At 57.2% G+C, this 24,277-nt stretch carries 21 protein-coding genes; 18 read left to right on the plus strand and 3 right to left on the minus strand.

Annotated elements, in window-relative coordinates:
* Positions 1 to 20: 20 nt before the first annotated feature.
* The 6 genes from JMF85_RS12810 to JMF85_RS12835 all read left to right on the plus strand — a co-directional run bounded on the left by JMF85_RS12810 (position 21) and on the right by JMF85_RS12835 (position 6,796).
* The gene (locus JMF85_RS12810) at positions 21 to 1,277 is read left to right on the plus strand and encodes an aminopeptidase (protein ID WP_201318329.1); all 1,257 of its coding nucleotides are present in this window, start codon (positions 21 to 23) and stop codon (positions 1,275 to 1,277) included.
* A complete protein-coding gene (locus JMF85_RS12815) occupies positions 1,278 to 1,430 on the plus strand; it encodes a hypothetical protein (protein ID WP_155613859.1) in 153 nt (50 codons plus the stop codon). It begins immediately after the preceding gene.
* Positions 1,431 to 1,620: 190 nt separating this feature from the next.
* Positions 1,621 to 2,664 carry a polysaccharide deacetylase family protein gene (locus JMF85_RS28065; RefSeq protein WP_236595844.1) on the plus strand — a complete coding sequence of 348 codons (1,044 nt, stop codon included), beginning with the start codon at positions 1,621 to 1,623 and terminating at the stop codon, positions 2,662 to 2,664.
* Positions 2,665 to 2,883: 219 nt separating this feature from the next.
* Positions 2,884 to 4,581, plus strand: a complete 1,698-nt coding sequence (locus JMF85_RS12825; RefSeq protein ID WP_201318330.1) for a glycerol-3-phosphate dehydrogenase/oxidase — start codon at positions 2,884 to 2,886, stop codon at positions 4,579 to 4,581.
* Positions 4,582 to 4,710: 129 nt separating this feature from the next.
* Entirely contained in the window at positions 4,711 to 6,213 is a 1,503-nt protein-coding gene (glpK, locus tag JMF85_RS12830) for a glycerol kinase GlpK (protein ID WP_054798447.1), read from the plus strand.
* A 46-nt stretch (positions 6,214 to 6,259) separates the two neighbouring features.
* Complete coding sequence (locus JMF85_RS12835) at positions 6,260 to 6,796, plus strand: glycerol-3-phosphate responsive antiterminator (protein ID WP_054798448.1); 537 nt, start codon at positions 6,260 to 6,262, stop codon at positions 6,794 to 6,796.
* Between the two features lie 66 nt (positions 6,797 to 6,862).
* On the opposite strand, the gene JMF85_RS12840 is transcribed toward JMF85_RS12835, so the two are convergent.
* From JMF85_RS12840 to JMF85_RS12850, 3 genes are read right to left on the minus strand one after another with little or no spacing between them, the layout of a single operon-like run.
* On the minus strand, positions 6,863 to 7,840 hold the full coding sequence (locus JMF85_RS12840; RefSeq protein ID WP_201318331.1) for an electron transfer flavoprotein subunit alpha/FixB family protein: 978 nt from the start codon (positions 7,838 to 7,840) through the stop codon (positions 6,863 to 6,865).
* A 42-nt stretch (positions 7,841 to 7,882) separates the two neighbouring features.
* Complete coding sequence (locus JMF85_RS12845; protein ID WP_054798450.1) at positions 7,883 to 8,650, minus strand: electron transfer flavoprotein subunit beta/FixA family protein; 768 nt, start codon at positions 8,648 to 8,650, stop codon at positions 7,883 to 7,885.
* A 33-nt stretch (positions 8,651 to 8,683) separates the two neighbouring features.
* Positions 8,684 to 9,268: a fatty acid metabolism transcriptional regulator FadR gene (locus JMF85_RS12850; RefSeq protein WP_054798451.1), complete on the minus strand. Its 585-nt coding sequence runs from the start codon at positions 9,266 to 9,268 to the stop codon at positions 8,684 to 8,686.
* Positions 9,269 to 9,431: 163 nt separating this feature from the next.
* Between JMF85_RS12850 and JMF85_RS12855 the strand changes: the two genes are divergently transcribed.
* The 12 genes from JMF85_RS12855 (at position 9,432) to JMF85_RS12910 (ending at position 24,178) form a co-directional block, all read left to right on the plus strand.
* The gene (locus tag JMF85_RS12855) at positions 9,432 to 11,618 is read left to right on the plus strand and encodes a (Fe-S)-binding protein (RefSeq protein ID WP_201318332.1); all 2,187 of its coding nucleotides are present in this window, start codon (positions 9,432 to 9,434) and stop codon (positions 11,616 to 11,618) included.
* Between the two features lie 18 nt (positions 11,619 to 11,636).
* Positions 11,637 to 14,033: a 3-hydroxyacyl-CoA dehydrogenase/enoyl-CoA hydratase family protein gene (locus JMF85_RS12860; RefSeq protein WP_201318374.1), complete on the plus strand. Its 2,397-nt coding sequence runs from the start codon at positions 11,637 to 11,639 to the stop codon at positions 14,031 to 14,033.
* Positions 14,034 to 14,058: 25 nt separating this feature from the next.
* Positions 14,059 to 15,240 (plus strand): acetyl-CoA C-acyltransferase, encoded by a 1,182-nt coding sequence (locus JMF85_RS12865; RefSeq protein WP_127607426.1) that lies wholly within the window; start codon positions 14,059 to 14,061, stop codon positions 15,238 to 15,240.
* A 31-nt stretch (positions 15,241 to 15,271) separates the two neighbouring features.
* Positions 15,272 to 17,041 (plus strand): acyl-CoA dehydrogenase family protein, encoded by a 1,770-nt coding sequence (locus JMF85_RS12870; RefSeq protein WP_127607424.1) that lies wholly within the window; start codon positions 15,272 to 15,274, stop codon positions 17,039 to 17,041.
* Between the two features lie 31 nt (positions 17,042 to 17,072).
* Positions 17,073 to 18,755 carry a long-chain-fatty-acid--CoA ligase gene (locus JMF85_RS12875; RefSeq protein ID WP_372813434.1) on the plus strand — a complete coding sequence of 561 codons (1,683 nt, stop codon included), beginning with the start codon at positions 17,073 to 17,075 and terminating at the stop codon, positions 18,753 to 18,755.
* A gap of 57 nt (positions 18,756 to 18,812) precedes the next feature.
* On the plus strand, positions 18,813 to 19,226 hold the full coding sequence (locus JMF85_RS12880; protein ID WP_201318333.1) for a PaaI family thioesterase: 414 nt from the start codon (positions 18,813 to 18,815) through the stop codon (positions 19,224 to 19,226).
* Positions 19,227 to 19,369: 143 nt separating this feature from the next.
* Positions 19,370 to 19,987 carry an SLOG family protein gene (locus JMF85_RS12885; RefSeq protein ID WP_201318375.1) on the plus strand — a complete coding sequence of 206 codons (618 nt, stop codon included), beginning with the start codon at positions 19,370 to 19,372 and terminating at the stop codon, positions 19,985 to 19,987.
* A complete protein-coding gene (locus JMF85_RS12890) occupies positions 19,984 to 20,148 on the plus strand; it encodes a hypothetical protein (RefSeq protein ID WP_155613862.1) in 165 nt (54 codons plus the stop codon). The genes JMF85_RS12885 and JMF85_RS12890 overlap by 4 nt, the downstream gene beginning before the upstream one ends.
* A 342-nt stretch (positions 20,149 to 20,490) precedes the next feature.
* Positions 20,491 to 21,453: an ABC transporter permease gene (locus JMF85_RS12895; protein ID WP_127607035.1), complete on the plus strand. Its 963-nt coding sequence runs from the start codon at positions 20,491 to 20,493 to the stop codon at positions 21,451 to 21,453.
* Positions 21,443 to 22,387, plus strand: coding sequence for an iron chelate uptake ABC transporter family permease subunit (locus tag JMF85_RS12900; protein ID WP_280531813.1), 945 nt, complete (start codon positions 21,443 to 21,445; stop codon positions 22,385 to 22,387). The genes JMF85_RS12895 and JMF85_RS12900 overlap by 11 nt, the downstream gene beginning before the upstream one ends.
* Complete coding sequence (locus JMF85_RS12905; RefSeq protein ID WP_127607031.1) at positions 22,381 to 23,139, plus strand: iron ABC transporter ATP-binding protein; 759 nt, start codon at positions 22,381 to 22,383, stop codon at positions 23,137 to 23,139. Before JMF85_RS12900 ends, JMF85_RS12905 begins: the two co-directional genes overlap by 7 nt.
* Before the next feature lie 73 nt (positions 23,140 to 23,212).
* The gene (locus JMF85_RS12910; protein WP_201318334.1) at positions 23,213 to 24,178 is read left to right on the plus strand and encodes a siderophore ABC transporter substrate-binding protein; all 966 of its coding nucleotides are present in this window, start codon (positions 23,213 to 23,215) and stop codon (positions 24,176 to 24,178) included.
* Positions 24,179 to 24,277 lie beyond the last annotated feature (99 nt).

Below are 24,277 nucleotides of genomic sequence, written 5' to 3' on the forward strand. Positions count from 1 at the left end.
CGGACGAGGAGGTAAGGCAGATGGCTAGCAACGAATTTGAACAACATCTGGAAAAATATGCGGAGCTCGTCGTACGCGTCGGCGTCAACATTCAACCGGGTCAGGTGCTGCTGGTGGAATCGCCGCTCGAAGCCGCCGGGTTTACCCGCAAGGTGGTGCAAAAAGCGTATCAAGCGGGAGCCAAATATGTTCAGGTGCAGTGGGACGACGAGGAAGTGACGAAAACCCGTTTCGCTTATGCGCCGGACGAGTCGTTTTCTTATTACCCGGCGTGGACTGCGCAAATGATGGAACAGCTCGCAGAAGGCGGGGGAGCGCTGCTGAACATCAAAGTGCCCGACCCCGAATTATACAAGGGCGTTGACTCGCATAAAGTAACGGCTGCCACGAAAGCGGCCGCTGTGGCGCGCCAAAAGTTTCAAGGCTATGTACGCAATAAAAAGTTCAGCTGGTGCTTGGTGAAAGCTCCGACCCGCGCATGGGCGGCCAAAGTATTTGCCGATCTGCCGGAGGATGAGCGGATTCAGGCGATGTGGGACACCATTTTCAAGATGAACCGGGTGGATCGGGAGGATCCGATCGCGGCGTGGCAAGAGCATATCGACCGGCTGAAGACGGCGAAAGACGATTTGAATGCGAAGAAATATAAAAAGCTGCATTACCGGGCACCGGGCACCGACTTGTCCGTAGAGCTGCCGGAGGGCCATATTTGGCATGGCGGCGGCACAACCGACGATCAGGGCGTTTATTTCGTAGCCAATCTGCCTACCGAAGAAGTGTATACGCTGCCTCATCGCCTGGGAGTCCACGGGACGGTGACGAGTACGAAGCCGCTCAATTTGAATGGCCGGCTGGTGGAAGGCTTTTCGCTCACCTTTGAGAACGGCCGGATCGTCGATTATTCGGCGGAAGCGGGTTTGGACTATTTAACCGCACTGCTGGAAACCGACGAGGGAGCCCGTTATCTGGGGGAAGTCGCGCTTGTTCCGCACGACTCGCCGATATCGAATTTGAACCGGGTGTTTTACAACACCGGGATCGACGAGAACGCCTCGTGCCATTTTGCCATCGGCAGCGCGTATCCTTTTACGCTGGAGGGCGGTACGCGAATGACGCAGGAGGAGCTGCTGGCGAAGGGCGCGAATGTCAGTCTGACGCATGTCGACTTTATGGTCGGATCGGCCGAGCTCGATATTGACGGAGAGCTGCCGGACGGCAAGCGAGAGCCGTTGTTCCGGCAAGGGAACTGGGTGACGGGCAGAGCTCATGCGAACTAGATGCGGCAGGCTGGTCAGAAGCGGAATGTTCGGGCGCTGCGGCGCACGGCGTTCCGCTTTTTGGCCGTGAGCGCGCAAGTGCTGCCGTTCGTCATCCGAGCAGCTCATGATTTCGAAGCGGGCAAAGGAATTTATTCGACGATGGAGAAATAATAACACGGACAGCCCGCATACATATTGTAAGAATGAGTCGTATAGCCTTACCTAAGAGGATCAAAATGACATGAATGTCCAGCATGCAAACAGGCTGCCGGCTTCGCTTATTACTCTTGCGCGGGAGGATTCGTATGAAAAGTAAGCTGGCTTCCGCTCTATCGCTATCTGTCCTGGCCGGCGTCGGTTTATGGGCCGCCGGCTGCACTTCCTCAGCCGGCTCGCCGCCGGGGCGGGAAGCGCCCCTCACTGCGGCGGTGCCCGGCAGGAGACGTTGCCGCCTGCGGAACCGGATGCGGCTGTGCCGCCTTCTGCAGCAGCGGCGCTTGCGTCCGCGGCGGACACGGACGCCGCAGACGCTGGCGCTGCCGGCGATGCGCCGCCTGCGGCAACGTCGCCGCCCGAAGCCCCGGCGCCATCGCCCGGCGTCAACGAGACGGCTGCGTCCGCGGCGGCCTCCCAAGCCCCGGCGGAAGCGGCTGCGGAAGGCCGTGAGGCTGTAACGGCCGTCGTGTACGCCGGGTCCTCCGCGAACGCGGAGGCGGAAGCCTTCCCCGCTGCGCTAGACAAGAAGACGGTATCCATGCCCGTGCTCAACTACCACAGCATCGGTCACGATCCGGGCAATTCGCTGGTGCTTGCTCCGGACAAGTTCGCCGCTCAAATGTCGTATTTGGCCGAGCACGGATTTACGCCGCTCTCCTTAACCGAATTTATCCTGATCCTTGAGAAAAAGAAGCCGGCTCCCCCGAAGCCCGTGCTGCTGACGTTCGATGACGGTTACGAAGACAACTTCGAGCACGCGATGCCTGTGCTGCAGAAGCATCAATTTCCCGCAACGCTGTTCATGTCCCCCGGCGTCGCAGGTCAGGACGGTTACCTGAACTGGGAGCAGGTGAAGCAAATGCACGAGTCGGGCTGGGATATTCAGCCGCACGGCATGACGCACCCGCATCTGCCCAAGCTTTCTCCCGAGAAGCAGAAGGAGGAAATTACGGAAGCGCGCCGGCTCATTGAGGAGAAGCTCGGGACGAAGGCCGACGTCTTCTGTTACCCGTACGGCGAATTCAACAAGACCACGTTGTCCGTGCTGGAGGAAGCCGGGTTCCGTTACGCCTTTACAATCCGGCAAGGCTGGACCACTTCGGCGCAGCCGCCTCTGGAGCTGAAGCGTATTTATGTGAACGGCAAAGAGCGCTTGTCGGAATGGGTCCGCAGGTTGAGCAAGCCGTAGCGCCCGCTTGACGAAAGGCGAATCCAGGCACGCCCCTGATCATTTCCCTTGACAGCGGCTGCATCTAATACTATGATTAGTATCAAGTAAATACAATGTGACGGAGAATGTTGAGATCCACACTTTTTGGTATCCTTAGGCATAATAAGGATACGAATGGGTGTGGATTTTTGTGTTTCCGTCAACCATGTAAATCAAACGGCGAGGGAGTTTTAGCAGATGCCATCCAAATTTTCAGGGCTCGATCGTGACGCCTTATTAGACCAAATAAACGGTATGCATGTGGATTTATTAGTGATAGGCGGCGGAATTACAGGCAGCGGTATTGCCTTAGACGCCGCTAACCGGGGGATGAAGGTCGCATTGGTAGAGATGCAGGATTACGCCGCGGGAACATCCAGCCGCTCCACGAAGCTGGTTCATGGCGGACTGCGTTATTTGAAAAACTTCGAAGTCAAAATGGTGGCGGAAGTGGGCAAGGAACGGGCCGTCGTGTACGAGAACGGACCGCACGTGACGAAGCCGGAGTGGATGCTGCTGCCGATCTACAAAGGCGGAACGTTCGGCACTTTTTCAACCTCGATCGGTTTAATGGTTTATGATTACTTAGCCGCCGTGAAGCCGAACGAGCGGCGCAAGATGCTGAATGTCAGCGAGACGCTCCAAAGGGAGCCCTTGCTCCAGAAGAAAGGCTTGAAAGGCAGCGGCTATTATGTCGAGTATCGGACGGACGATGCCAGACTGACGATCGAAGTCCTTAAACGCGCGGTAGATTTTGGCGCTTTCGCTGTGAACTATGCGAAAGTCGAGCAGTTCTTGTATGAGGACGGCAAGGCAATCGGAGCCCAGGTTATCGATCGGTTGTCGGGAAGAACGATACAGCTGTTTGCCAAAAAGATTGTAAACGCAACAGGGCCGTGGGTAGATACGGTGCGCGAGAAGGACAATTCCAAAAAAGGGAAGCAGCTGCGCTTGACGAAGGGCGTGCATATCGTCATTGATCAAAGCCGGTTTCCGTTGAAGCAGGCTATATACTTTGACACTCCCGATAAGCGGATGGTCTTTGCCATTCCCCGGAACGGCAAAACCTATGTGGGGACGACGGATACTTTTTATGAAGGGGATATCGCACATCCGAAGATGTCCACGGAAGATCGAAGCTATTTGATCAAGGCCATCAATGACATGTTCCCTGATGTGCGCATTCGTGAGCAAGACATTGAATCGAGCTGGGCCGGCTTAAGGCCTTTAATCTATGAGGAAGGCAAGGACCCTTCTGAAATTTCACGGAAAGATGAAATTTGGGAATCGGACTCCGGGCTGATCACGATCGCCGGCGGCAAGCTGACCGGCTACCGGAAGATGGCCGAGATGGTCGTCGACCTGGTTGCGGAGCACCTTCATCACGAATATCAGCTTACCTTTCAACCCTGCAGGACCAAAACGCTGCCTATCTCCGGCGGCGATGTAGGCGGATCTTCGAATTTTGCGCATTTTGTTGAAGAAAAGGCTACACTTGCGCTTCAATATGGGCTAAGCTTGGAGAGCGGCCGGAAATTGGCGCAGCTATACGGTTCTAATATCGATAAAATTTTGGAGATCGCAAAATCGGGAAATGGCAAGGCCGAGGCGGAGAAGTATGGTTTGCCTCTCGACCTGTATCTCAGCTTGATGTATGCCGTACAGGAGGAAATGTCGGTAAAACCGGTCGATTTCCTGATTCGGCGGTCAGGGGCCGTCCTGTTTCATATGGGTCTGGCCAAGGCATATAAGGACCAGGTCGTTCATTGCATGAAGATGATGTTCGGGTGGGACGAAGAGACCGCCGCAAGGTACGCGAGCGAATTGGAACAAGAGATGCAGGATGCGGTCACGCCTCGCGATGAGACCAAGCGGAACTACTCCAAAGCCATTTAGCCGGAATGGATAAGGGACGATTGCGCCAGCCGGTGCGGAGAATTTCTTCTGGAGTCAGGTTCCCGGATGCAACGCCGTGCAAATGACGGGTGCTTTGACAGGAGCAAGACATAAGTAGGAGGTTTTTGTGTGGACAAGAAATATGTACTCGCCCTTGACCAAGGTACGACCAGCTCCCGGGCGATTCTCTTCGATAAAGCGGGAACGATCGTAGGCATGGCTCAAAAGGAGTTCACCCAGTTGTATCCGAAAGCCGGCTGGGTCGAGCACGATGCGATGGAAATTTGGGGAACGCAAAGCGGGGTAGCACGGGAAGTTCTGGAAACCGTCGGCATACGCCCGCAGGAGGTCGCATCGATCGGGATTACGAACCAGAGGGAAACGACGGTCGTCTGGGATAAACATAACGGAAAACCCGTATACAACGCAATCGTATGGCAGGACCGGAGAACGGCGGGGATTTGCGACGAGCTGAAGGAAAGAGGTCTGGAGCCTTACATTCGGGACAACACGGGACTTGTCGTCGATGCCTATTTCTCGGGCACCAAGATCAAATGGATCCTGGACAACGTCGAGGGAGCCAAGGAAAAAGCGCAGCGGGGCGATTTGTTATTCGGCACCGTGGATACATGGCTGATCTGGAAATTAACGCGGGGGCAGATACATGCCACGGACTATTCCAACGCCGCCCGTACGATGCTGTATAATATCAAAGAGCTGTGCTGGGATGAAAAGCTGCTCAAGGAGCTTGGGATTCCATTCTCGATGCTGCCTGAAGTCAAACCGTCCGCGGGCCTCTATGGGGTCACCGATCCGCAAACATTCGGGGGCTCCGAAATTCCGATCGCCGGGGTTGCGGGCGATCAGCAGGCGGCGCTGTTCGGGCAAGCCTGCTTCGAATCGGGCATGGCCAAAAATACGTACGGCACAGGCTGCTTTATGCTGATGAATACGGGAAACCGGGCAGTTGCCTCCAAGTCCGGGCTGTTGACGACGATCGCATGGGGCATGGAAGGCAAAGTCGAGTATGCGCTGGAAGGAAGTATATTTATTGCCGGAGCAGCGCTGCAATGGCTTCGCGACGGGTTGAAAATGATCGATTCGGCGGCGGACTCCGAGTTTTACGCCGGCAAAGTCAAAGATACCGACGGCGTGTACGTTGTGCCTGCTTTTGCCGGTTTAGGCGCACCCTACTGGGATATGTACGCGAGAGGCGCCATGTTCGGCTTAACGCGGGGAACCAAAAAGGAGCATATTATAAGAGCTACGCTGAACTCGCTGGCTTACCAGACGAAGGACGTCCTGAGCGCGATGGAAAGCGACTCCGGATTGAAGCTGCAGTCCCTGCGGGTGGACGGCGGAGCTACGGCGAACAATTTGCTGATGCAGTTCCAGGCAGACCTTCTGGGGGTGAACGTACAAAGGCCTCAGGTGACGGAAACGACGGCACTCGGAGCGGCGTATATGGCTGGGATCGCTGTCGGCTTCTGGGACAAAGGAGATATTGCGAAGCGTGCGAGCGGGGATGCGACGTTCGTGCCGAATATGGAGGAAGAAGTCCGCACGAAACTGTACAAAGGCTGGAAGAAAGCCGTGAAACGAACGATGGAATGGGAGAAGGACGAAGAGTGACACCATCCATACGTCAGGAAGATAAGCTGGACGTGGAGGACGCGTTATGATCAAAAATATGGTTATACCGGCCGTAAGAAATTTTAAAGAGCTGGAAATGGCGCTCGCTGCGCCGCAAGATGTGATTTTCCTGCTTGAAGGCGAGCTCATCCAGCTGCAAGGCATCGTCGAAAGCGTCAAAAGAGCGAAAAAGAAAATTTATCTCCATCTGGATATGGTCAAAGGCATCAAGGAAGATGAGGCATCCATTCATTTTCTGTCCAAAGTGATCAAGATCGATGGCGTGATCAGTACGAGAACCTCTTCCTTGATTCATGCGAAGAAATACGGGTTGAGCGCCATTCAGCGGGGCTTTCTGATCGATTCTCATTCCATAAGAACGATTATTCATGCTGCGGCGCAAGTGAAGCCGGACTATATTGAAATCCTCCCCAGCTTCTCTTATCCGAAGCTGGAAACCGTAAAGAAAGAAACGGGTGTGGATATTATTCTTGGCGGGTTCGTTGAGAAGAAAGAGGACGTAGCCACCTTATTCCAGGCCGGCGCGATTGCCGTATCCACCAGCAGGGCGGAGTTGTGGTAACCGCATAAGAGTTGAAAGTTTCGTGGAGCACCCTGACCTCGTATGGTCAGGGTGCTCTTGTTGATGTCAGGCCAAAGCTTTCTTGAACTCCTCGGTCAGGAGCGGCACGACCTCGAACAGGTCGCCGACGATACCGTAATCGGCCACTTGGAAGATCGGTGCGTCGGGATCTTTGTTAATGGCAATGATGATGCGCGATTGGCTCATGCCGGCCAAATGCTGGATGGCGCCGCTGATGCCGCAGGCGATGTAAATTTCCGGGGTCACCACTTTGCCGGTTTGGCCGATCTGCAGCGCATAGTCGCAGTATCCCGCGTCGCATGCGCCGCGGGAAGCGCCAACGGCGGCGTTCAGCACTTCAGCCAGCTGCTCGAGCGGCTTGAAGCCGTCCTGGCTTTTGACGCCGCGGCCGCCGGAGACGACGATTTTCGCTTCGGTCAAATCGACCTTGCCCGAAGCTTTATGCACCACGTCCTTCACGACGGAGCGAAGATCGGCGGCAGGGACGTAAGCGGTCTGCACGATTTCGGCCTGCGAGCCGGGCACAGCTGCGGCGGCGGAGATGTTGTTGGGCCGGATCGTGACGACGAACGGTCCTTGCGTGAACCGCTTCTTCTCGAACGCCTTGCCTGCATACAGGGGCCGTGTGAACACCAGCCCGGAGCTGTCCTTCTCCAGGGCGATCACATCTGATATTTGTCCGGCGCCGAGCAGGGCGGCGACTTGCGGAGCCAAATCCCGGCCTGTCGAGGTATGCCCGAAGAAGACGGCGCACGGCTGAACGGCGTCGATCATCTCCGATAAAGCCGCGAAATACGTGTCCGGGTTGTAGTGCGCGAGCCCGGCGTGATCCGCGGTCACGACCTGATCGACGCCGTATCCGGACAGCTCCTGCGCGAATTCGGCTAGCTGATGGCCGATCAGGACGGCTGTGATGCGGTCGCCCTCGCTTTTGGCCAGAGCGGCGGCGTGAAGCGTTTCCAATGAGACTTGACGAAGCTTGCCGCCTCGTACTTCCGCGACGATCATATACGTTTGGCTCATAGGGTGAACCCTCCTTGGTATGCGTAATGTCGGGCGCTTCGATTAAAGCGCCTTCGCCTCCGTACGAAGCAGATGCACGAGTTGGGCGGCTTGCTGCTGCGGATCGCCGGACAGCAGCTGACCCGCCTGGCGCGCCGGCGGCAGCGAGAGCGACTCGCGCACCGTCCGGGGCGCGATGTCCGCCTCGCTCAAACCGAGATCGTCCAGAGTCAGCTGCCGGAACGGCTTCTTCTTTGCCTTCATGATGCCGGGCAGGGACGGATACCGCGGTTCGTTCAAGCCTTGCTGCGCGGTAAACAGGGCGGGGAGGGTCACTTCGAGCGTCTCGGTATCGCCCTCGGCGTCGCGCAGTACGGTGGCGCGCCCGTCTGCGATGTCCAGCTTCGTGATCGAGGACGTATGCGCGAGGTTCAGCAGCCGGGCGACGCGAACCGCGACTTGACCGGCGCCCGTATCGACCGAGAAGTTGCCGCCGAGCACGAGGTCTGCGGGCTGCTGCCCGAGATAAGCGGCCAGCGCCCTGGATACGGCATACTCGTCCCCGGAGAGCCGGTCGTCCGTGATGAGCACGGCTTCGTCCGCGCCCATCGCCAAGGCGGTCCGCAGCGCTTCGGCGGTCCGCTCCGGTCCTGCGGAGACGACCGTAATGACGCCGCCGTGCCGTTCCTTCTGGCGGATCGCTTCCTCCACTGCGTACTCGTCGTAAGGGTTGATGATAAACTTCGCGCCGTCCTCGGATACGGCGCCGTTCGCGATCACGATCTTTTCCTCCGTGTCAAACGTCTGCTTCATCAGCACATAAATGTTCATGTGTACTGCCCCTCCCCATACAATATAGAGAACCTATGCTTTCAAGCCTCTGATGAAAAAATCGACGGTTTTGTCGACCTGCGACGCGAGCGTATATTTGCGGCCGGAGATGAGCCAGGACGTGACGACCTCGTCCATGGCTCCGAACACCAGCAGCCGGGTCAGCTTCACATCCAGATCGGCACGGAACAAGCCGGCGTCGATGCCCTGCCGCAGCACCTTCTCAATGAGCTCGATGTACGTCTTCACGACTTCGCCGATCGCCTTGCGCAGCTCAATCGAACTTTGCCGGAGCTCGATTTGGGTCACGTAGGCCAGGTTGACGTTCGTCTCCAGCTGGGTGAAGTGAATTTCGCATATTTTGCGAAGCGCTTCATCCGCGGAATCGGTTTCCTGAATACTGTCGTGAAACAGCTGTACGAGGTCTCCGAGCCGGTCCCGGAACAGCGAAATAAGGATGTCCTCCTTATTTTTGAAGTACAAATAAATCGTCCCGTCTGCGACCCCGGCTTCCTTGGCGATCCGCGATACTTGTGCGTTGTGGTACCCGTTCTCGGCAATCACTTTCAAGGCGGCGTCCAAAATAAAATGATATTTTTCTTTTTTCCTACTTGTCATTTCGGGCACCCCGATGTTAAGATTCAAATAACTGAATGAATACTCATTCATTATCCTAATCTTATGAGAAACGGTACTTATTGTCAACGTATTTCACTCGTAAGATTTTTATGAAACCTGTTTGTAACCGCTTCCAAATCAGTTGAAAGGAAGGTCGGGCGAGATGATGTGGCAGATCGTGAACGCGCTGTTGTTTGTGGCCGTAACCGGATACGGCGTCCTTTTGTTCGGCAAAGCCGTGTACCGCCGTTATTTGTATATGAAGCTCGGGCAGCCTGCCGATTTCAGAAGGCAGGGCCGCGAGAAGCCCGGGGCGTTCATGGCCGAGATTTTCGGGCAAACCAAGCTGCTGAAAGACAGGAAAAGCGGCGTCATGCATCTCGTCATCTTCTACGGCTTCATCATCCTGCAATTCGGGGCTTTGGATCTGATCTTTAAGGGACTGACCGGGGGAAAGAATCTGCCGATCCCGGGCTACGACGCGTTCAGCCTGCTGCAGGAGGCGACTGTCTTCTCGATCCTGATCGCGATGGGGTATGCGGCGTTCCGCCGGTATGCCGAGAAGCTGCCCCGGTTGAAAAAGGGATGGAAGCCGAGCCTCGTCCTCTTCTTCATCCTCGGCCTGATGCTCTCGGTGCTGCTGTCGCTTGCGTTCGAACGCGTATGGCTCGGGCATACGGCAAGCGCCTACGCTCCGATTTCGTCCGCGATCGCCGCATCGTTCGTCGGCTTGTCCGCCGGTGCGGCGAAGGCCGCCTTTTACGCCGGCTGGTGGCTTCACCTGCTCATTCTGCTCGCCTTTCTGGTCTATGTGCCGCAATCGAAGCACTTTCATATCATGACGGCCCCGGTCAACATCTGGTTCCGGCGCCAGGAGCCGGTCGGCCGCTTGAAGAAGCTGGATCTCGAGAACGAGGAGGCCGAATCGTTCGGCGTCGGCAGGATCGAAGATTTCACGCAGAAGCAGATGCTTGACTTCTATGCATGCGTCGAATGCGGACGCTGTACGAACGTATGCCCGGCGTCGAACACCGGCAAGACGCTGTCGCCGATGCATCTGATCGTGAAGCTGCGGGACCATCTCGTAGAGAAGGGCGCGGCCGTGACGTCCAAGTCGCCCTGGGTGCCGGAATTCGCCTTTACCGGGCCAGCTGGCTCGTCCGCGGGCGCTCATATGATGACTGCGATGGACGATCAAGGCGTCGGCTGGAGAGCGGGTGACGACGTTGTAACCGATATTCGCCCTACACTGCAGTGGCAGCAGGCTTCGTGGAAGACGCAAACCGGGAAATCGGCGACGGAAGTGGAGCTGATCGGCGATGTGATGACGGAGGACGAAATTTGGTCCTGTACGACGTGCCGCAACTGCGAGGACCAATGCCCGGTCGGCAACGAGCATGTCGACAAGATCGTCGACCTGCGCAGGCACCTGGTCCTGATGCAGGGCAGCATGCCGCATGAAGGGCAGCGCGCGATGCAAAACATTGAACGCCAAGGCAATCCGTGGGGTCTCAGCCGCAGCGACCGGAGCAAATGGACTGGCGAAATCGAAGGGCTGGCGGTGCCGACGGTGAAGGAAAACCCGGCCTTCGACTATTTGTTCTTCGTCGGGTCGATGGGTTCGTACGACCTGCGCAGCCGTAAAGTTTCCCGCGCCTTCGTCCGGCTGCTGCATGAGGCTGGCGTCAGCTTCGCGATTCTCGGCAATGAAGAGAAAAACTCCGGCGACACGCCGCGCAGACTCGGCAACGAAATGTTGTTCCAGCAGCTGTGCGCTGAAAATATCGCAGCATTCGAGAAATACGGCGTCAAGAGAATCGTCACCGCCTGTCCGCATACGTTCAACACGCTCAAGCACGAGTATCCGGACTTCGGCCTGGAGGGCGTGGAGGTGCAGCATCATTCGGAGCTGCTCGACGAACTGGTCCGCACCGGCCGGCTGAAGCCGCAGCATGAGCTGAAGGAGCGCGTCACCTACCACGATTCGTGTTACCTTGGGCGCTACAACAACGTGTACGATCAGCCGCGCAGCGTACTGCGGGCGATTCCCGGGGTGGAGCTCGTCGAGATGGAGCGCACCCGTGAGAACGGGATGTGCTGCGGCGCCGGCGGCGGGATGATGTGGATGGAAGAGACGTCCGGCAAGCGTGTCAACGCGGCCCGGACGGAGCAGGCGCTTCGCACGAACCCGACGGTCATCAGCAGCGCGTGTCCGTACTGCTTAACGATGATGGAGGACGGGACGAAGATGAAGGAGGTCGAATCCCGAGTGAAAGCCAGAGATATCGCGGAGCTGCTGGAGCAAGCCGTATTCGGCTCCGGAAATGCCCAAATTCCCACTACGCATTGAGACGGAGGTAGGTCCATGATGATGAGATCGATACGTAAAGCGGCGGTAATCGGGTCCGGTGTGATGGGTTCGGGCATTGCCGCCCACTTGGCGAACGCCGGTATTCCCTGCTTGCTGCTGGACATCGTGCCGAAGCAGCCGACGGATGAGGAGACGGCCAAAGGGCTTACGCTGGAGCACGCGGCCGTGCGCAGCCGGCTTGCCGCACAGGCGGTGGAGAAGCTTCGCAAGACGAAGCCTTCGCCGCTGTATGACGACGCGTTCGCAGACCGCATTACGCCGGGCAATCTGGACGATCATCTGGCGTTAATCGCCGATGTCGATTGGGTCATTGAGGTCGTCGTTGAAAATCTGGAGGTCAAGCAGCGGCTGTTGTCCCGGGTCGAAGCCCATTGGAAGCCCGGCACGGTTGTCAGCTCAAACACGTCGGGCATCTCGATCGAGGCCATGTCGGCGGATTGCAGCGAATCTTTCAGGCGGCATTTCCTCGGCACCCACTTTTTCAACCCGCCGCGGTATATGAAGCTGCTTGAACTGATTCCGGGCGAGCTCACGGAACCTGACATCGTCAGCGGGATGCGGGAATTTTGCGAAAAGCGCCTTGGCAAAGGCGTCGTATTGGCGAAGGATACGCCGAATTTCATCGCCAACCGGATCGGCACCTACGGGCTGCTCGTGACGCTGCAGGAAATGCTGGACAAAGGCTTCGCCGTCGAAGAGGTGGATGCCGTCACCGGGCCTGCGATGGGCCGGCCGAAAAGCGCCACCTTCCGCACGCTCGATCTGGTCGGAATCGATACGTTCGTGCATGTCGCGAACAACGTATACGAATCGACGCAGGACGAAGCGGAGAAAGCTGTATTTGCCGTCCCGGCGGCGCTGCGCGGCATGGTGGAGAAGGGATGGCTCGGGGAGAAGTCGGGTCAAGGCTTTTATTTGAAGCAGAAGGGTCCGAACGGCAGTGAAATTCTCTCTTTGAACGTAGCTGCGATGGAATACGAGCCGCAGAAGAAGCCGTCCTCCGCTTCGCTCGAAGCGGCGAAGCTCGCTAAAGGCGCGAAGGAGAAGACGAAGGCGCTGATCGGCGCAGGCGATCGCTACTCAGAGCTGGCGTGGAACATTCTCAAGAAGGTGCTCGTGTATTCGGCCGAGAAGCTCGGCGAAATTGCGGATACCGTCCGGGAAATCGACGAGGCGATGAAGTGGGGCTTCAATTGGGAGCTTGGGCCGTTTGAGACGTGGGATGCCATCGGATTGCCGAAGTCGGTGCAGCGCATGGAAGCGGAAGGAACGGCGGTGCCCGCTTGGGTGAAGGACTGGGTGGCGGCAGGCCACACGTCGTTTTACCGCAAGCAGGAAGGCGCGACGTTCTATGTGAGCCGGGGCGAATATAAGCAGCTGGAAACGCCTGCGGAAGAGATTTCGTTGAAGCGGCTGAAGGAGCATAACAAAGTCGTGAAGTCGAACAGCGGCGCAAGCCTGATCGATCTTGGCGACGGGGTGGCGTGCCTGGAGTTCCATTCGCCGAACAATGCGATCGGCGCGGATATTTTGGTGATGATCCAGCAGAGTTTGGAGGAGGTTCGACGCAATTACGACGGCCTCGTCATCGCCAATCAGGGACGGAACTTTTGCGTAGGCGCGAATATTATGATTCTGCTCATGGAAGCCCAGGACGAGGAATGGGACGAAATCGACGGTATCATCCGCCTGTTCCAGAACACGATGTATAAGGTGAAACGGTTCGAAAAGCCGGTCGTCGCGGCGCCGCACCGGATGACGCTCGGCGGCGGGGTCGAAGCCTGCATGCCGGCGGACCGGATCGTGGCTGCGGCCGAGACGTATTTCGGCCTCGTGGAGGCGGGCGTGGGCCTGATTCCGGCCGGCGGCGGCTGCAAGGAGCTGGCGCTGCGCACGAGCCAGCGTGTTACGCATCCCGATGCGGATATGCAGCCGTATATCAACCAGGCGTTCGAAACGATCGGCATGGCGAAAGTATCGACGAGCGGCCATGACGCGTTGAAGCTCGGCTTGTTCAAGCCGACCGACCGTATCGTCGTGAATCAGGAGCATCTGATTTACGAAGCGAAGCGGTCCGTGCTGGGCCTCGCGCGCGGCGGCTATGAGCCGATCCGGGAGGAGAAAATCCGCGTCGTCGGCGCAGAGGGCAAAGCCGTTCTCCAGCTCGGCGCTTACGGGATGAAGCAGGGAGGCTACATCAGCGATCACGACTTGAAGATTGCGAACAAGCTCGCTCACGTGCTTGCCGGCGGCGATGTGCCGGCCGGTTCGCTCGTCACGGAGCAATACATGCTCGATCTGGAGCGCGAAGCGTTCTTGAGCTTGTGCGGCGAGCCGAAGACGCAAGCCCGGATGCAGCACATGCTGGCCAAGGGCAAAGCGCTGCGGAACTGACTATTCGACAGAGGAGGGAAGGCGAATGAAAGAAGCGGTAATCGTATCGATCGCCCGAACCGCGATCGGCAAGGCGAAGAAAGGCAGCTTCGCCCAGACGCGCGCGGAAGATATGGGCAAGGCGGTGCTGCAAGCCGTCGTGGAGCGGACCCCCGGGCTGAAGAAGGAGGACGTCGAGGACATCATCATCGGCTGCGCCATGCCGGAAGGCGAGCAGGGGCTCAACTTCGCCCGCATCATGTCGCTGTACGCCGGGTTCCCGGCGACGGTGCCGGCGTTGACGGTCAACCGGTTTTGCTCGTCCGGCTTGCAGTCGATCGCGTTCGCGGCGGAGCGCATCATGGTAGGCGCTGCGGATGTGCTGATCGCCGGAGGCGTGGAGAGCATGAGCCACGTGCCGATGACCGGGTTCAAGGTGTCGCCGAACCCTAAGATCGTGGAGCAAATGCCGCAGGTGTACATCGGCATGGGCCATACGGCCGAGCATGTCGCCGACCGCTTCGGCGTGAGCCGCGAGGATCAGGACCGCTTCGCCGCCCGTTCTCATGCGAAGGCCGCGGCTGCGCTGCGCGAAGGCAAGTTTCGCGACGAGATCGTGCCTGTGCAGGTCAAGTTCCAACAGGTCGACGACGGCGGCAGGGTGAGAAGCCGGACGTTCGTCTTCGAGGAAGACGAAGGCGTCCGCGCCGATACGACGCTTGAGACGCTCGGCAAGCTGAAGCCGGCGTTCAAGCTCGGCGGCACGGTGACGGCGGGCAACGCGTCGCAGATGAGCGACGGCGCGGCTGCGGCAGTGCTCATGAGCCGGGAGCGCGCCGAGGCGCTCGGCTTGCAGCCGCTGGCGACGTTCCGCTCGTTCGCTCTCGCCGGCGTCGAGCCGGAGATTATGGGCGTCGGCCCGGTCGAAGCGATCCCGAAGGCGCTGAAGATGGCAGGCCTGACGTTCGCCGACGTCGACTTGTTCGAGATTAACGAGGCTTTCGCTTCGCAGTGCGTGCACATCATTCGCCAGCTGGAGCTTGACGAAGCGAAGGTCAATGTCAACGGCGGCGCGATCGCGCTCGGCCACCCCCTCGGGTGTACGGGCACGAAGCTGTCCGCCACGCTCATTCACGAGCTGCGCCGCCGCGGAGGCGGCATCGGCGTCGTCTCGATGTGTATCGGCGGCGGCATGGGCGCGGCCGGTGTGTTCGAAGTTCATGCGTAATCCAAATCGCGTACAAGGGAGAGAACCCGAGATGAGCAAAACGATCGGCGGCAGCTTTATCATCGACGATATCGACTTTAACCGAGTCGTAACCCCGGAAGATTTTACGGAAGAGCAGCGCATGATCGGTCAGACGACCGAGGACTTCGTCGCCGGCGAAGTGGTCCCGCACGAGGAAGAAGTGGAGAAGCTGAACTATGCGTTGTCCGTCAGCCTGCTGCGCAAAGCGGGCGAGCTCGGACTGCTCGGCGCCGATGTGCCGGAAGCGTACGGCGGGCTCAGTCTCGATAAGATCAGCTCAACGCTGATCAACGAGAAGCTGACGAAGGCGTCTTCCTTTGCGCTGACGCTCGGCGCGCACGTTGGCATCGGCACGCTGCCGATCGTGTATTTCGGCAACGAGGAGCAGAAGCGCCGCTATTTGCCGCCGCTCGCGTCCGGCGAGAAAATCGCCGCCTACTGCTTAACAGAGCCGTCCTCGGGCTCCGACGCGCTTGGCGCCAAAACGACGGCCGTCTTGTCGGAAGACGGAACGCATTACGTGCTGAACGGGACGAAGCAGTTTATTACGAACGCCGGATTTGCGGATGTCTTCATCGTATACGCCAAGGTGAACGGCACCGATTTCAGCACATTTATCGTCGAGCGCACGATGGAAGGCGTGAGCATCGGTCCGGAAGAGAAGAAGATGGGCATTAAAGGGTCGTCCACATGCCCGCTCATTCTCGAGGACGTGCAGGTGCCGGCGGAAAACCTGCTGTGGGAGGTCGGCAAAGGCCATTTGATCGCCTTCAATATTTTGAACATCGGCCGCTTCAAGCTGGCGGCGGGCTGCCTCGGGGCATCCAAGGATGCGATCGAATACGCTTCCAAGTATGCGAATGGGCGTTCCCAGTTCGGGCGCAAAATTTCATCCTTTCCGTTGATCGGCGCCAAGCTGGCGGATATGAACATCCGCACCTTCGTCTTGGAGAGCATGGTGTACCGGACGGCCGGTTTGTTCGATGAAGGACTCGCCGAAGTCGGTCACGGCAGCGAGAATGCCGGCTATCAATCGGCGAAAGCAATCGCGGAATATGCGCTCGAGTGCTCGATCAACAAAGTGTTCGGCTCGGAAACGCTCGATTTCGTCGCCGATGAGGGCGTGCAAATTCACGGCGGGTACGGCTTTATTCAGGAGTACCGGATTGAACGCATCTATCGGGACTCCCGGATCAACCGGATTTTCGAAGGCACGAACGAGATCAACCGTCTGCTCATCCCGGGCACGCTGATCAAACGCGCGATGAAAGGCGAGCTGCCTTTGATGCAGAAGGCGATGGCGCTGCAATCCGACCTGCTGTCCCTCGTCCCGGGGCAGCTGTTCGAAGGCGCGCTGGAGCAGGAGACGCATCTGCTGGCGATGGCCAAAAAGGTGTTCCTTATGGCCGGCGCCGGAGCTGTTCAGAAGTATCAAATGAAGCTGGAGCAAGAACAGGAAATACTAAGCGGTTTGGCCGACATCATGATCGAAGTCTTCGCCATGGAAAGCGCGCTGCTGCGCGCGAAGAAGCTGATGGCCCGCTCGGGGGAAGCGAAGTCCCGGCTTGCTGTGGAGATGACAACCGTGTTCGTCCACGAATCGTTCGATCGGATCGAAGCGCGGGCGAAACAATCGCTCGCGGCTATGGAGTCCGGCGATATGCTGCGTACCCAGTTGTCCGTGCTGAAGAAACTGGCGCGCCGAACGGCGGTAGACAGCATCGCACTGAAACGTTCCATCGGTTCTCGCGTGATCGAAGCCGAGAAATATGTGCTCTGATCCCGACATCATGAGTCATGGGGTGGTCGACTTGTCCAGCAAACCATGGTTAAGCCATTATCCTGCCGAAGTGCCAGCGACCTACGAATACCCGAAGCAAAATTTAGCGCATTTTTTGGTGCAAAGCGCATCCGATTATCCGGATCGGGACGCCCTGCATTTTCTAGGAAAAAAGATGACCTACCGTCAGCTTCTGGATGCCGCCTATCGGTTTGCCGGCGCGCTGTCCGGGCTTGGCGTCCGCAAGGGGGATCGGGTGGCTGTGATGCTGCCCAATTGCCCGCAGGCGATGATTGCGTATTACGGAACGCTGATGATCGGCGGTATCGTCGTCATGACGAATCCGCTCTATATGCCGCGTGAGCTGGAACATCAGTTGAACGATGCCGGAGCGGCGACGATCGTCACGCTTGATCTGCTATTCGAACGCGTCATGAAGGTCGTCCCTCAGACCGGAATTAAACAGGTGATCGTCACCTCGATCAAAGATTACCTGCCTTTTCCGAAAAACTGGCTGTACCCCTTGAAGGCCAAAAAAGACGGCCTGAAACGCGAGGTTGCGTATGGCGGCGGCGTTGTATCGTGGGTGGACCTGCTGCGTCGCGCCACGCCCGAACCCGGCGGCGTTCCGGTCGATTCGGAGAACGATTTGGCGCTGATTCAATATACCGGAGGCACGACCGGAATTGCGAAGGGCGTCATGCTGACCCATTACAATTTGATCGCGAATGCCATTCAGTGTAAGCTCTGGGCGTATCGAACGGAGGTCGCCAAGGAAAAGTATATGACGGCGCTGCCGTTCTTCCACGTGTTCGGCATGACGGTGCTCATGAATCAATCCGCCTATGTCGCGGGTTGTCTCGTGCTGATGCCGCGCTATGACGTGAATCAAGTGCTTGCGGCGATCCACAAGCTGAAGCCGACGATTTTCCCGGGTGCGCCGACGATGTACATTTCGCTGATCCATCATCCGAAAGTGAAGGAGTACGATCTGTCGTCAATCAAATTTTGCATCAGCGGGGCGGCCTCGCTGCCTCATGAGGTGCAGGTGGAGTTCGAGAGGATGACGAACGGCAAGCTGATTGAAGGGTACGGGCTGACCGAGGCGTCGCCCGTCACCCATGCGAACAATATTTGGGAGAAGCGCAAGCTGGGCTCGATCGGAATTCCGTTTCCGGACACAGACAGCCGGGTCGTCGATCTGGAAACCGGGGAAGAGCTGCCGGTCGGGGAAATCGGCGAGCTCGTCGTTCGCGGACCGCAAGTGATGAAGGGCTACTGGAACAAACCGGACGAAACGGAGAAGGTATTGAAGGACGGCTGGCTGTACACCGGTGATTTGGGGCGGATGGACGAGGACGGTTATTTTTATATTTTGGATCGGCGCAAAGATTTGATTATTGCAGGCGGTTACAACATTTATCCGCGCGAAGTGGAGGAAGTGCTGTTCGAGCACCCGGATGTCGAGGAGGCGGTTGTCGCCGGCGTCATCGATCCGTACCGCGGCGAAACGGTCAAGGCGTATATCGTGCTGAAGCCGGATGGGGAGGCGGGGGCGGAAGAGCTGAAAGCGTGGTGCAAGGAAAGGCTTGCGGCTTACAAGGTGCCGAAGCAGTTCGAGTTTCGCGATAGCTTGCCGAAGACGATCGTCGGGAAGGTGCTGCGCCGCAAATTGATCGAGGAGGAAGCGGAAAAGCTGAAACAAGACCTTTAGGAAGGCGGGCGTTCGCGGATTTGCCCGTATTTTGGCTGGAGACGGGAGGAGACGGCCATGGATCCGTCATCTGATATACAGCGGCTGGAAGAGTCGTCCCGGGGCACCTTCTGGGATCACCTCGGAGCGAAGCTGGAATCGTTATCGCCGGAAGGCGTCGTCGTTACGCTGGACATTCAGCCGCATCATCTCAATTTGATCGGGATTCTGCATGGCGGTGTGCACGCGACCTTGATCGACTCCGCGATGGGGCTCGCGGCGATGGCGAGGAAGCCCGGGGAGAGCGTCGTGACGACCAACCTGCATCTCCATTACTTGGCGCCGGTGAACCTCGGTACGCTGCGGGTGACTGCCGAAGTCGTGCACAGCTCGCGCAAAATGGTGACGACGCAAGCCCGCGCGTATAACGAAAGCGGCGACCTGTGCGCATTGGGCACGGGCACGTTTCGCATTAGGGGAGGCACGAAGTAGGAGGGGGCAGCAGCCTTCGGCGTTATTTCGTTCAGGCGCGGGTGGGGAAGGAGCGTTAAATCCGGTGCTTTATTAACACGTTCGTCTATGCTACCCTAATACCTACGAGGAAGAGAATGAACGGACTAGGGATGTGGGAGCGGATGAAGCGGGTTCTTGTCACCGGTTATAAAGCGTCGGAGCTCGGCATTTTTTCGCTGAAGCATCCGGGCATCGGCATTATCAAGAAGGCGATCCGGAAGCAGCTGGTCGCCCTGCTGGACGATGGGCTGGAATGGGTCATCGTCAGCGGACAATGGGGCGTCGAGCTGTGGGCGGCCGAGGCGGCGGTCGAGCTGAAGTCCGAGTATCCGGGCCTTCGTTTGGCCGTCATTACGCCGTTTCTGGAGCAGGACGAGAAGTGGAGCGAAGAGAAGCGCGGTCTGTACAGCGGCGTACTGCAGCGGGCCGATTACGTCAACAGCGTGACGAAAACGAAATATGAGGGCGGGTGGCAATTTAAAGAGAGCAACAAATTTCTGCTCCGCAATACCGACGGGATGGTCATCCTCTATGACGAGGAGAAGGAAGGCTCGCCGAAATTTATGAAGGAGCTGGCCGCCCGGCAAGCGCTCGTGCGGCCTTATCCGATCGTCAGCATTACGGAATACGATCTGCAAAGCATCGTCGAGGAAGAGCGGTTGGACGATTGGGACGACGGCGCTTTGGCGTATTCCCGGGAGCACGGGGACTCTGGCTCCGATGACGAAGGCATTTCATGAACGCGCCGGTTCAGCCCGAAGCAGCGGGCGTCCGGAGCGCTGAAGGCGGGCGTATGGCCAGAAGCGGGGCCAACGTGCCGCCTGCGGCTGCCGAGGCGCAAGCTTGCTGCCGCAAAAGCGTCCCGCTGCAAGCCATGCGAATGGCCCTGTCCGTCCACTAGTCCCTCCTGCGAACGCGTTTGCCGCTCCAGGCAGCCCGACCCTTGCGGACGGGCTTTTTTTTACTCTGCGTGCCCAGTGGCACGCATCTTCTAACCGGTGAAAGTCCGGTCACGGGAGGGGCCAAGCCCCCGTGTAGCTTTCTGCCCTTTACTCTAATGCCGGCAACCGGCAGCCCTTCTACAACCGCTCGGCGGCTTATCGCCTGAGCGGTTTTTGCATCCTCTCCACCCCTGCCTCTAAAGAAAAGTCCATGCTGAAAAAAAGAAAAATCCATTTCAGTACCTGTAGATTCATGCAACAATATGGAACGATAATGATTATCATTTTCGAGGGAATGACACATGAGAATAAGATACCTGCTCCCAACGCTTATCGTTTTATCGTTCTGTTCCGTCTTCATCGGGGTCAAAGACATTTCGCCGCTTGATCTGTTCCGCTTAACGGAGGCGCAAGCGCAAGTGCTTGCGATCAGCCGGATTCCGCGGTTGATCAGCCTCATCATCGCCGGGGTAAGCATGAGCATTATCGGTCTCATTATGCAGCAGCTTAGCCGTAATAAATTCGTCTCGCCGACGACGGCCGGCACGGAAGATTCCGCAAGGCTCGGCATTCTGGTCGCCATGCTCCTGTTTGCCTCGGCCAGTCCGATTGTGAAGATGCTCGTCGCGTTCGTGTTCGCGCTGGCCGGCACTTTGATTTTCATGAAAATATTGGACAAAGTGAAATACAAGGATGCGATCTTCATTCCGCTCGTCGGGCTCATGTTCGGCAGCATCGTCGGTTCGCTCACCACCTTCTTCGCCTACAAGTACGATCTGATTCAGAGCATGAACGCTTGGCTGCACGGCGATTTCTCGATGGTGATGAAAGGACGCTATGAGCTGTTGTACATCAGCATCCCGCTTGTCATCGTCGCTTACCTGTTCGCGGACCGGTTCACGGTGGCCGGCATGGGCGAAGAGTTTTCCGTCAATCTGGGGCTGAATTACAAGCAGGTCGTCAATATCGGCTTGGTGCTTGTTGCGCTGGTTACTTCCGTCGTCATTCTAACCGTAGGCATGATTCCATTCCTCGGCCTGATTATCCCGAACATCGTGACGATGTTTCAAGGCGATCATCTGCGCAAAAGCTTGTTCTCGACGGCGCTGCTCGGCGCGGTGTTCGTCATGTTCTGCGACGTGCTCGGCCGCATTCTCATTTATCCGTTCGAAATTCCGATCGGCCTGACAGTCGGCGTTATCGGCAGCGGCATTTTTCTTTATTTACTTCTGAGAAGAAAGGCGCATGAACAACATGAAGGCTAAGCTAGGGATTCTCGCTGCGTTGACCGTCGCGCTGATCGTGACATTCATGGTCATCCAGTCCGGCGGCAACTGGGACTACGTGCTGCCCAAACGCGGCGTCAAAATCGCAGCCATCGTACTGACCGGGGGTTCGATCGCTCTCTCGACGATGGTGTTCCAGACGATTACGAACAACCGCATCCTGACGCCGAGCATCCTGGGCCTCGATTCGCTGTACCTGCTGATGCAAACGTTCGTCGTGTTCGCGTTCGGCGCATCCACCTTGACGATGATGAGCAAGCATTCGCATTTTCTGCTGTCGATCGGGCTGATGGTGCTGTTCTCCGGCGTGCTGTATAAGCTGGTGTTGAAGCGGGAAGGGCGAAACATTTACTTTTTGCTGCTGATCGGCATTATTTTCGGCACGCTGTTTACGAGCTTCACCTCCTTCATGCAAGTGCTGATCGACCCGAACGAGTTCATGATCGTGCAGGACCGCATGTTCGCCAGCTTTAACCGGATGAACACGGACTTGCTGTGGCTGGCGATCCTTCTGCTGGCGCTCACGACTGCTTATTTTACGAAATTCGCCAAATATTTGGATGTGCTGTCGCTCGGACGCGACCATGCGGTTAACCTGGGGATCGATTACGATCATGTGGTCAAAAGGCTGCTGATCGTCGTAGCCATTCTCGTCTCCGTCTCGACCGCGCTTGTCGGACCGATTACCTTCCTCGGCCTGCTTGTTGCGAACGTCGCGCATGAGTTTCTCCGCACGTACCGCCATCGGTATTTGATTCTAGGCTCCACGCTGATCAGCATCATCGCTTTGGTAGGCGGCCAGCTGCTGGTGGAGAGAGTATTCACGTTCTCTACCACGATCAGCGTCATGATTAACCTGGTCGGCGGCATTTACTTTATCTATCTTCTATTAAAGGAGAATAAAAAGTGGTAGAAGTCAAGAAGGTTTCGAAACGGTACGGAAACAAAGCCGTCGTTGATAACGTATCCGTCAAGATCGCCAAAGGAAAAATCACTTCGTTCATCGGTCCGAACGGCGCCGGCAAGAGCACCCTGCTCTCCATGGTGAGCCGTCTCCTTACGAAGGACAGCGGCGAGGTCTATATCGACGGCCGGGAAATCGGGCAGTGGCGAACCGGCGATTTGGCGAAAAAAATTTCGATTCTGAAGCAAACGAACCATATCAACCTCCGTTTAACCGTACGGGAGCTGGTTAGCTTCGGCCGCTTTCCTTACTCGCAGGGCAAGCTGACGAAAGAAGACAATCGTCATGTCGACGAGGCGATCGCTTACATGGATCTAGCGGACATGCAGAACAAATATCTCGATCAATTGAGCGGCGGTCAGCGGCAGCGGGCCCACATCGCGATGGTGCTGGCGCAGAACACCGAGTATATCCTGCTCGACGAGCCTCTGAACAATCTCGATATGAAGCATTCCGTACAAATTATGAAGGTGCTGCGGCGTATGGTGGAGGAGCTGGGCAAGACGATCGTGCTGGTCATTCATGACATCAATTTCGCCTCCTGTTACTCGGACTATATCGTAGCGCTGAAGGACGGCCGCGTCGTGAAGGAAGGGCCGACCGAAGAGATCATCGACACCGCGGTACTGAAGCATGTGTATGAGATGGACATCCCGATCGAGCAGATCGATGGGCAGCGTATATGCGTTTATTTCGCTTAAATAATAAAATGATTCTCATCATTTTATATATAAAAAATTTATTGAGGTGAGCAAATTGAGAAGAAAGTTGTCCATGTTTGTACTTGTTGTGATGATGGCGGTATTTGCCGTCGCGTGCGGAACGAACGGTTCGTCAAACGCCGGCGAAGCGGCCAAAACGACCGGGTCGGAGCCGGCTAAGGCGCCGGCAGTCGAAGAGCTGACGATCAAACATCAGCTCGGCGAAACGAAGCTGAAGAAAAATCCGAAGAAGGTCGTGGTGTTCGACTTCGGCGTTCTGGATTCCCTCGATAAGCTCGGCGTCGAAGTGACGGGCGTGCCGCAAGCGAACATCCCGCCTTACCTGGAGAAGTATAAAGATGCGGCGAAGTATAAGAACGTCGGCAGCTTGACCGAGCCGGATTTCGAGAAAATCAACGCGATCGGCCCCGATCTGATTCTCATCTCCGGACGGCAGCAGGCCGCTTATGCCGAGCTTTCGAAGATCGCGCCAACGGTGTTTGTGGGCGTCGATAACAAGCGTTACATGGATTCGTTCACGGAGAACATGAAGACGCTCGGATATGTGTTCGACAAGCAGGAAGCTGTGGATCAAGAGCTCGCGAAAGTGAACGAGACGGTGAAGAAAGTGAAAGACGTTGCATCGGCCAGCGGCAAGAATGCGCTGATCGTACTGGCTACCGGCGGTAAATTGAGCGCATACGGCCCAGGCTCCCGTTTCGGACTCATTCATGACGTGCTCGGCTTCAAAGCGGTGGACGACAAGATCGATTCTTCGACGCCGCACGGCCAAAGCATTTCACCGGAATTCATCGCCGAGAAAAATCCGGACTACTTGTTCGTCGTCGACCGCGATGCGGCAATTGCTTCAGGCAACGCGGCCGCCAAGCAGGTGGTTGAGAACGAGCTGGTGAAAAATACGAAAGCGTTCAAGGATGGTAATATCGTGTACCTCGATCCGAACTACTGGTACTTGTCGGGCGGCGGGTTGGTCTCCGTTGCAGGCATGGTGCAAGAGGTGGAGAAAGGCTTGAAGTAATTGGATTGGAAGGCCGAGGCCGGGACTAGCTCCCGGCCTCTTTGGCATGTGCGGAAGTGCCGGAAATGTTCGGTGCGGAGACGATTTTGTTGAACTGCG

The sequence above is a fragment of the Paenibacillus sp. EPM92 genome (assembly GCF_016586185.1).
GTDB lineage: Bacteria > Bacillota > Bacilli > Paenibacillales > NBRC-103111 > Paenibacillus_G > Paenibacillus_G validus.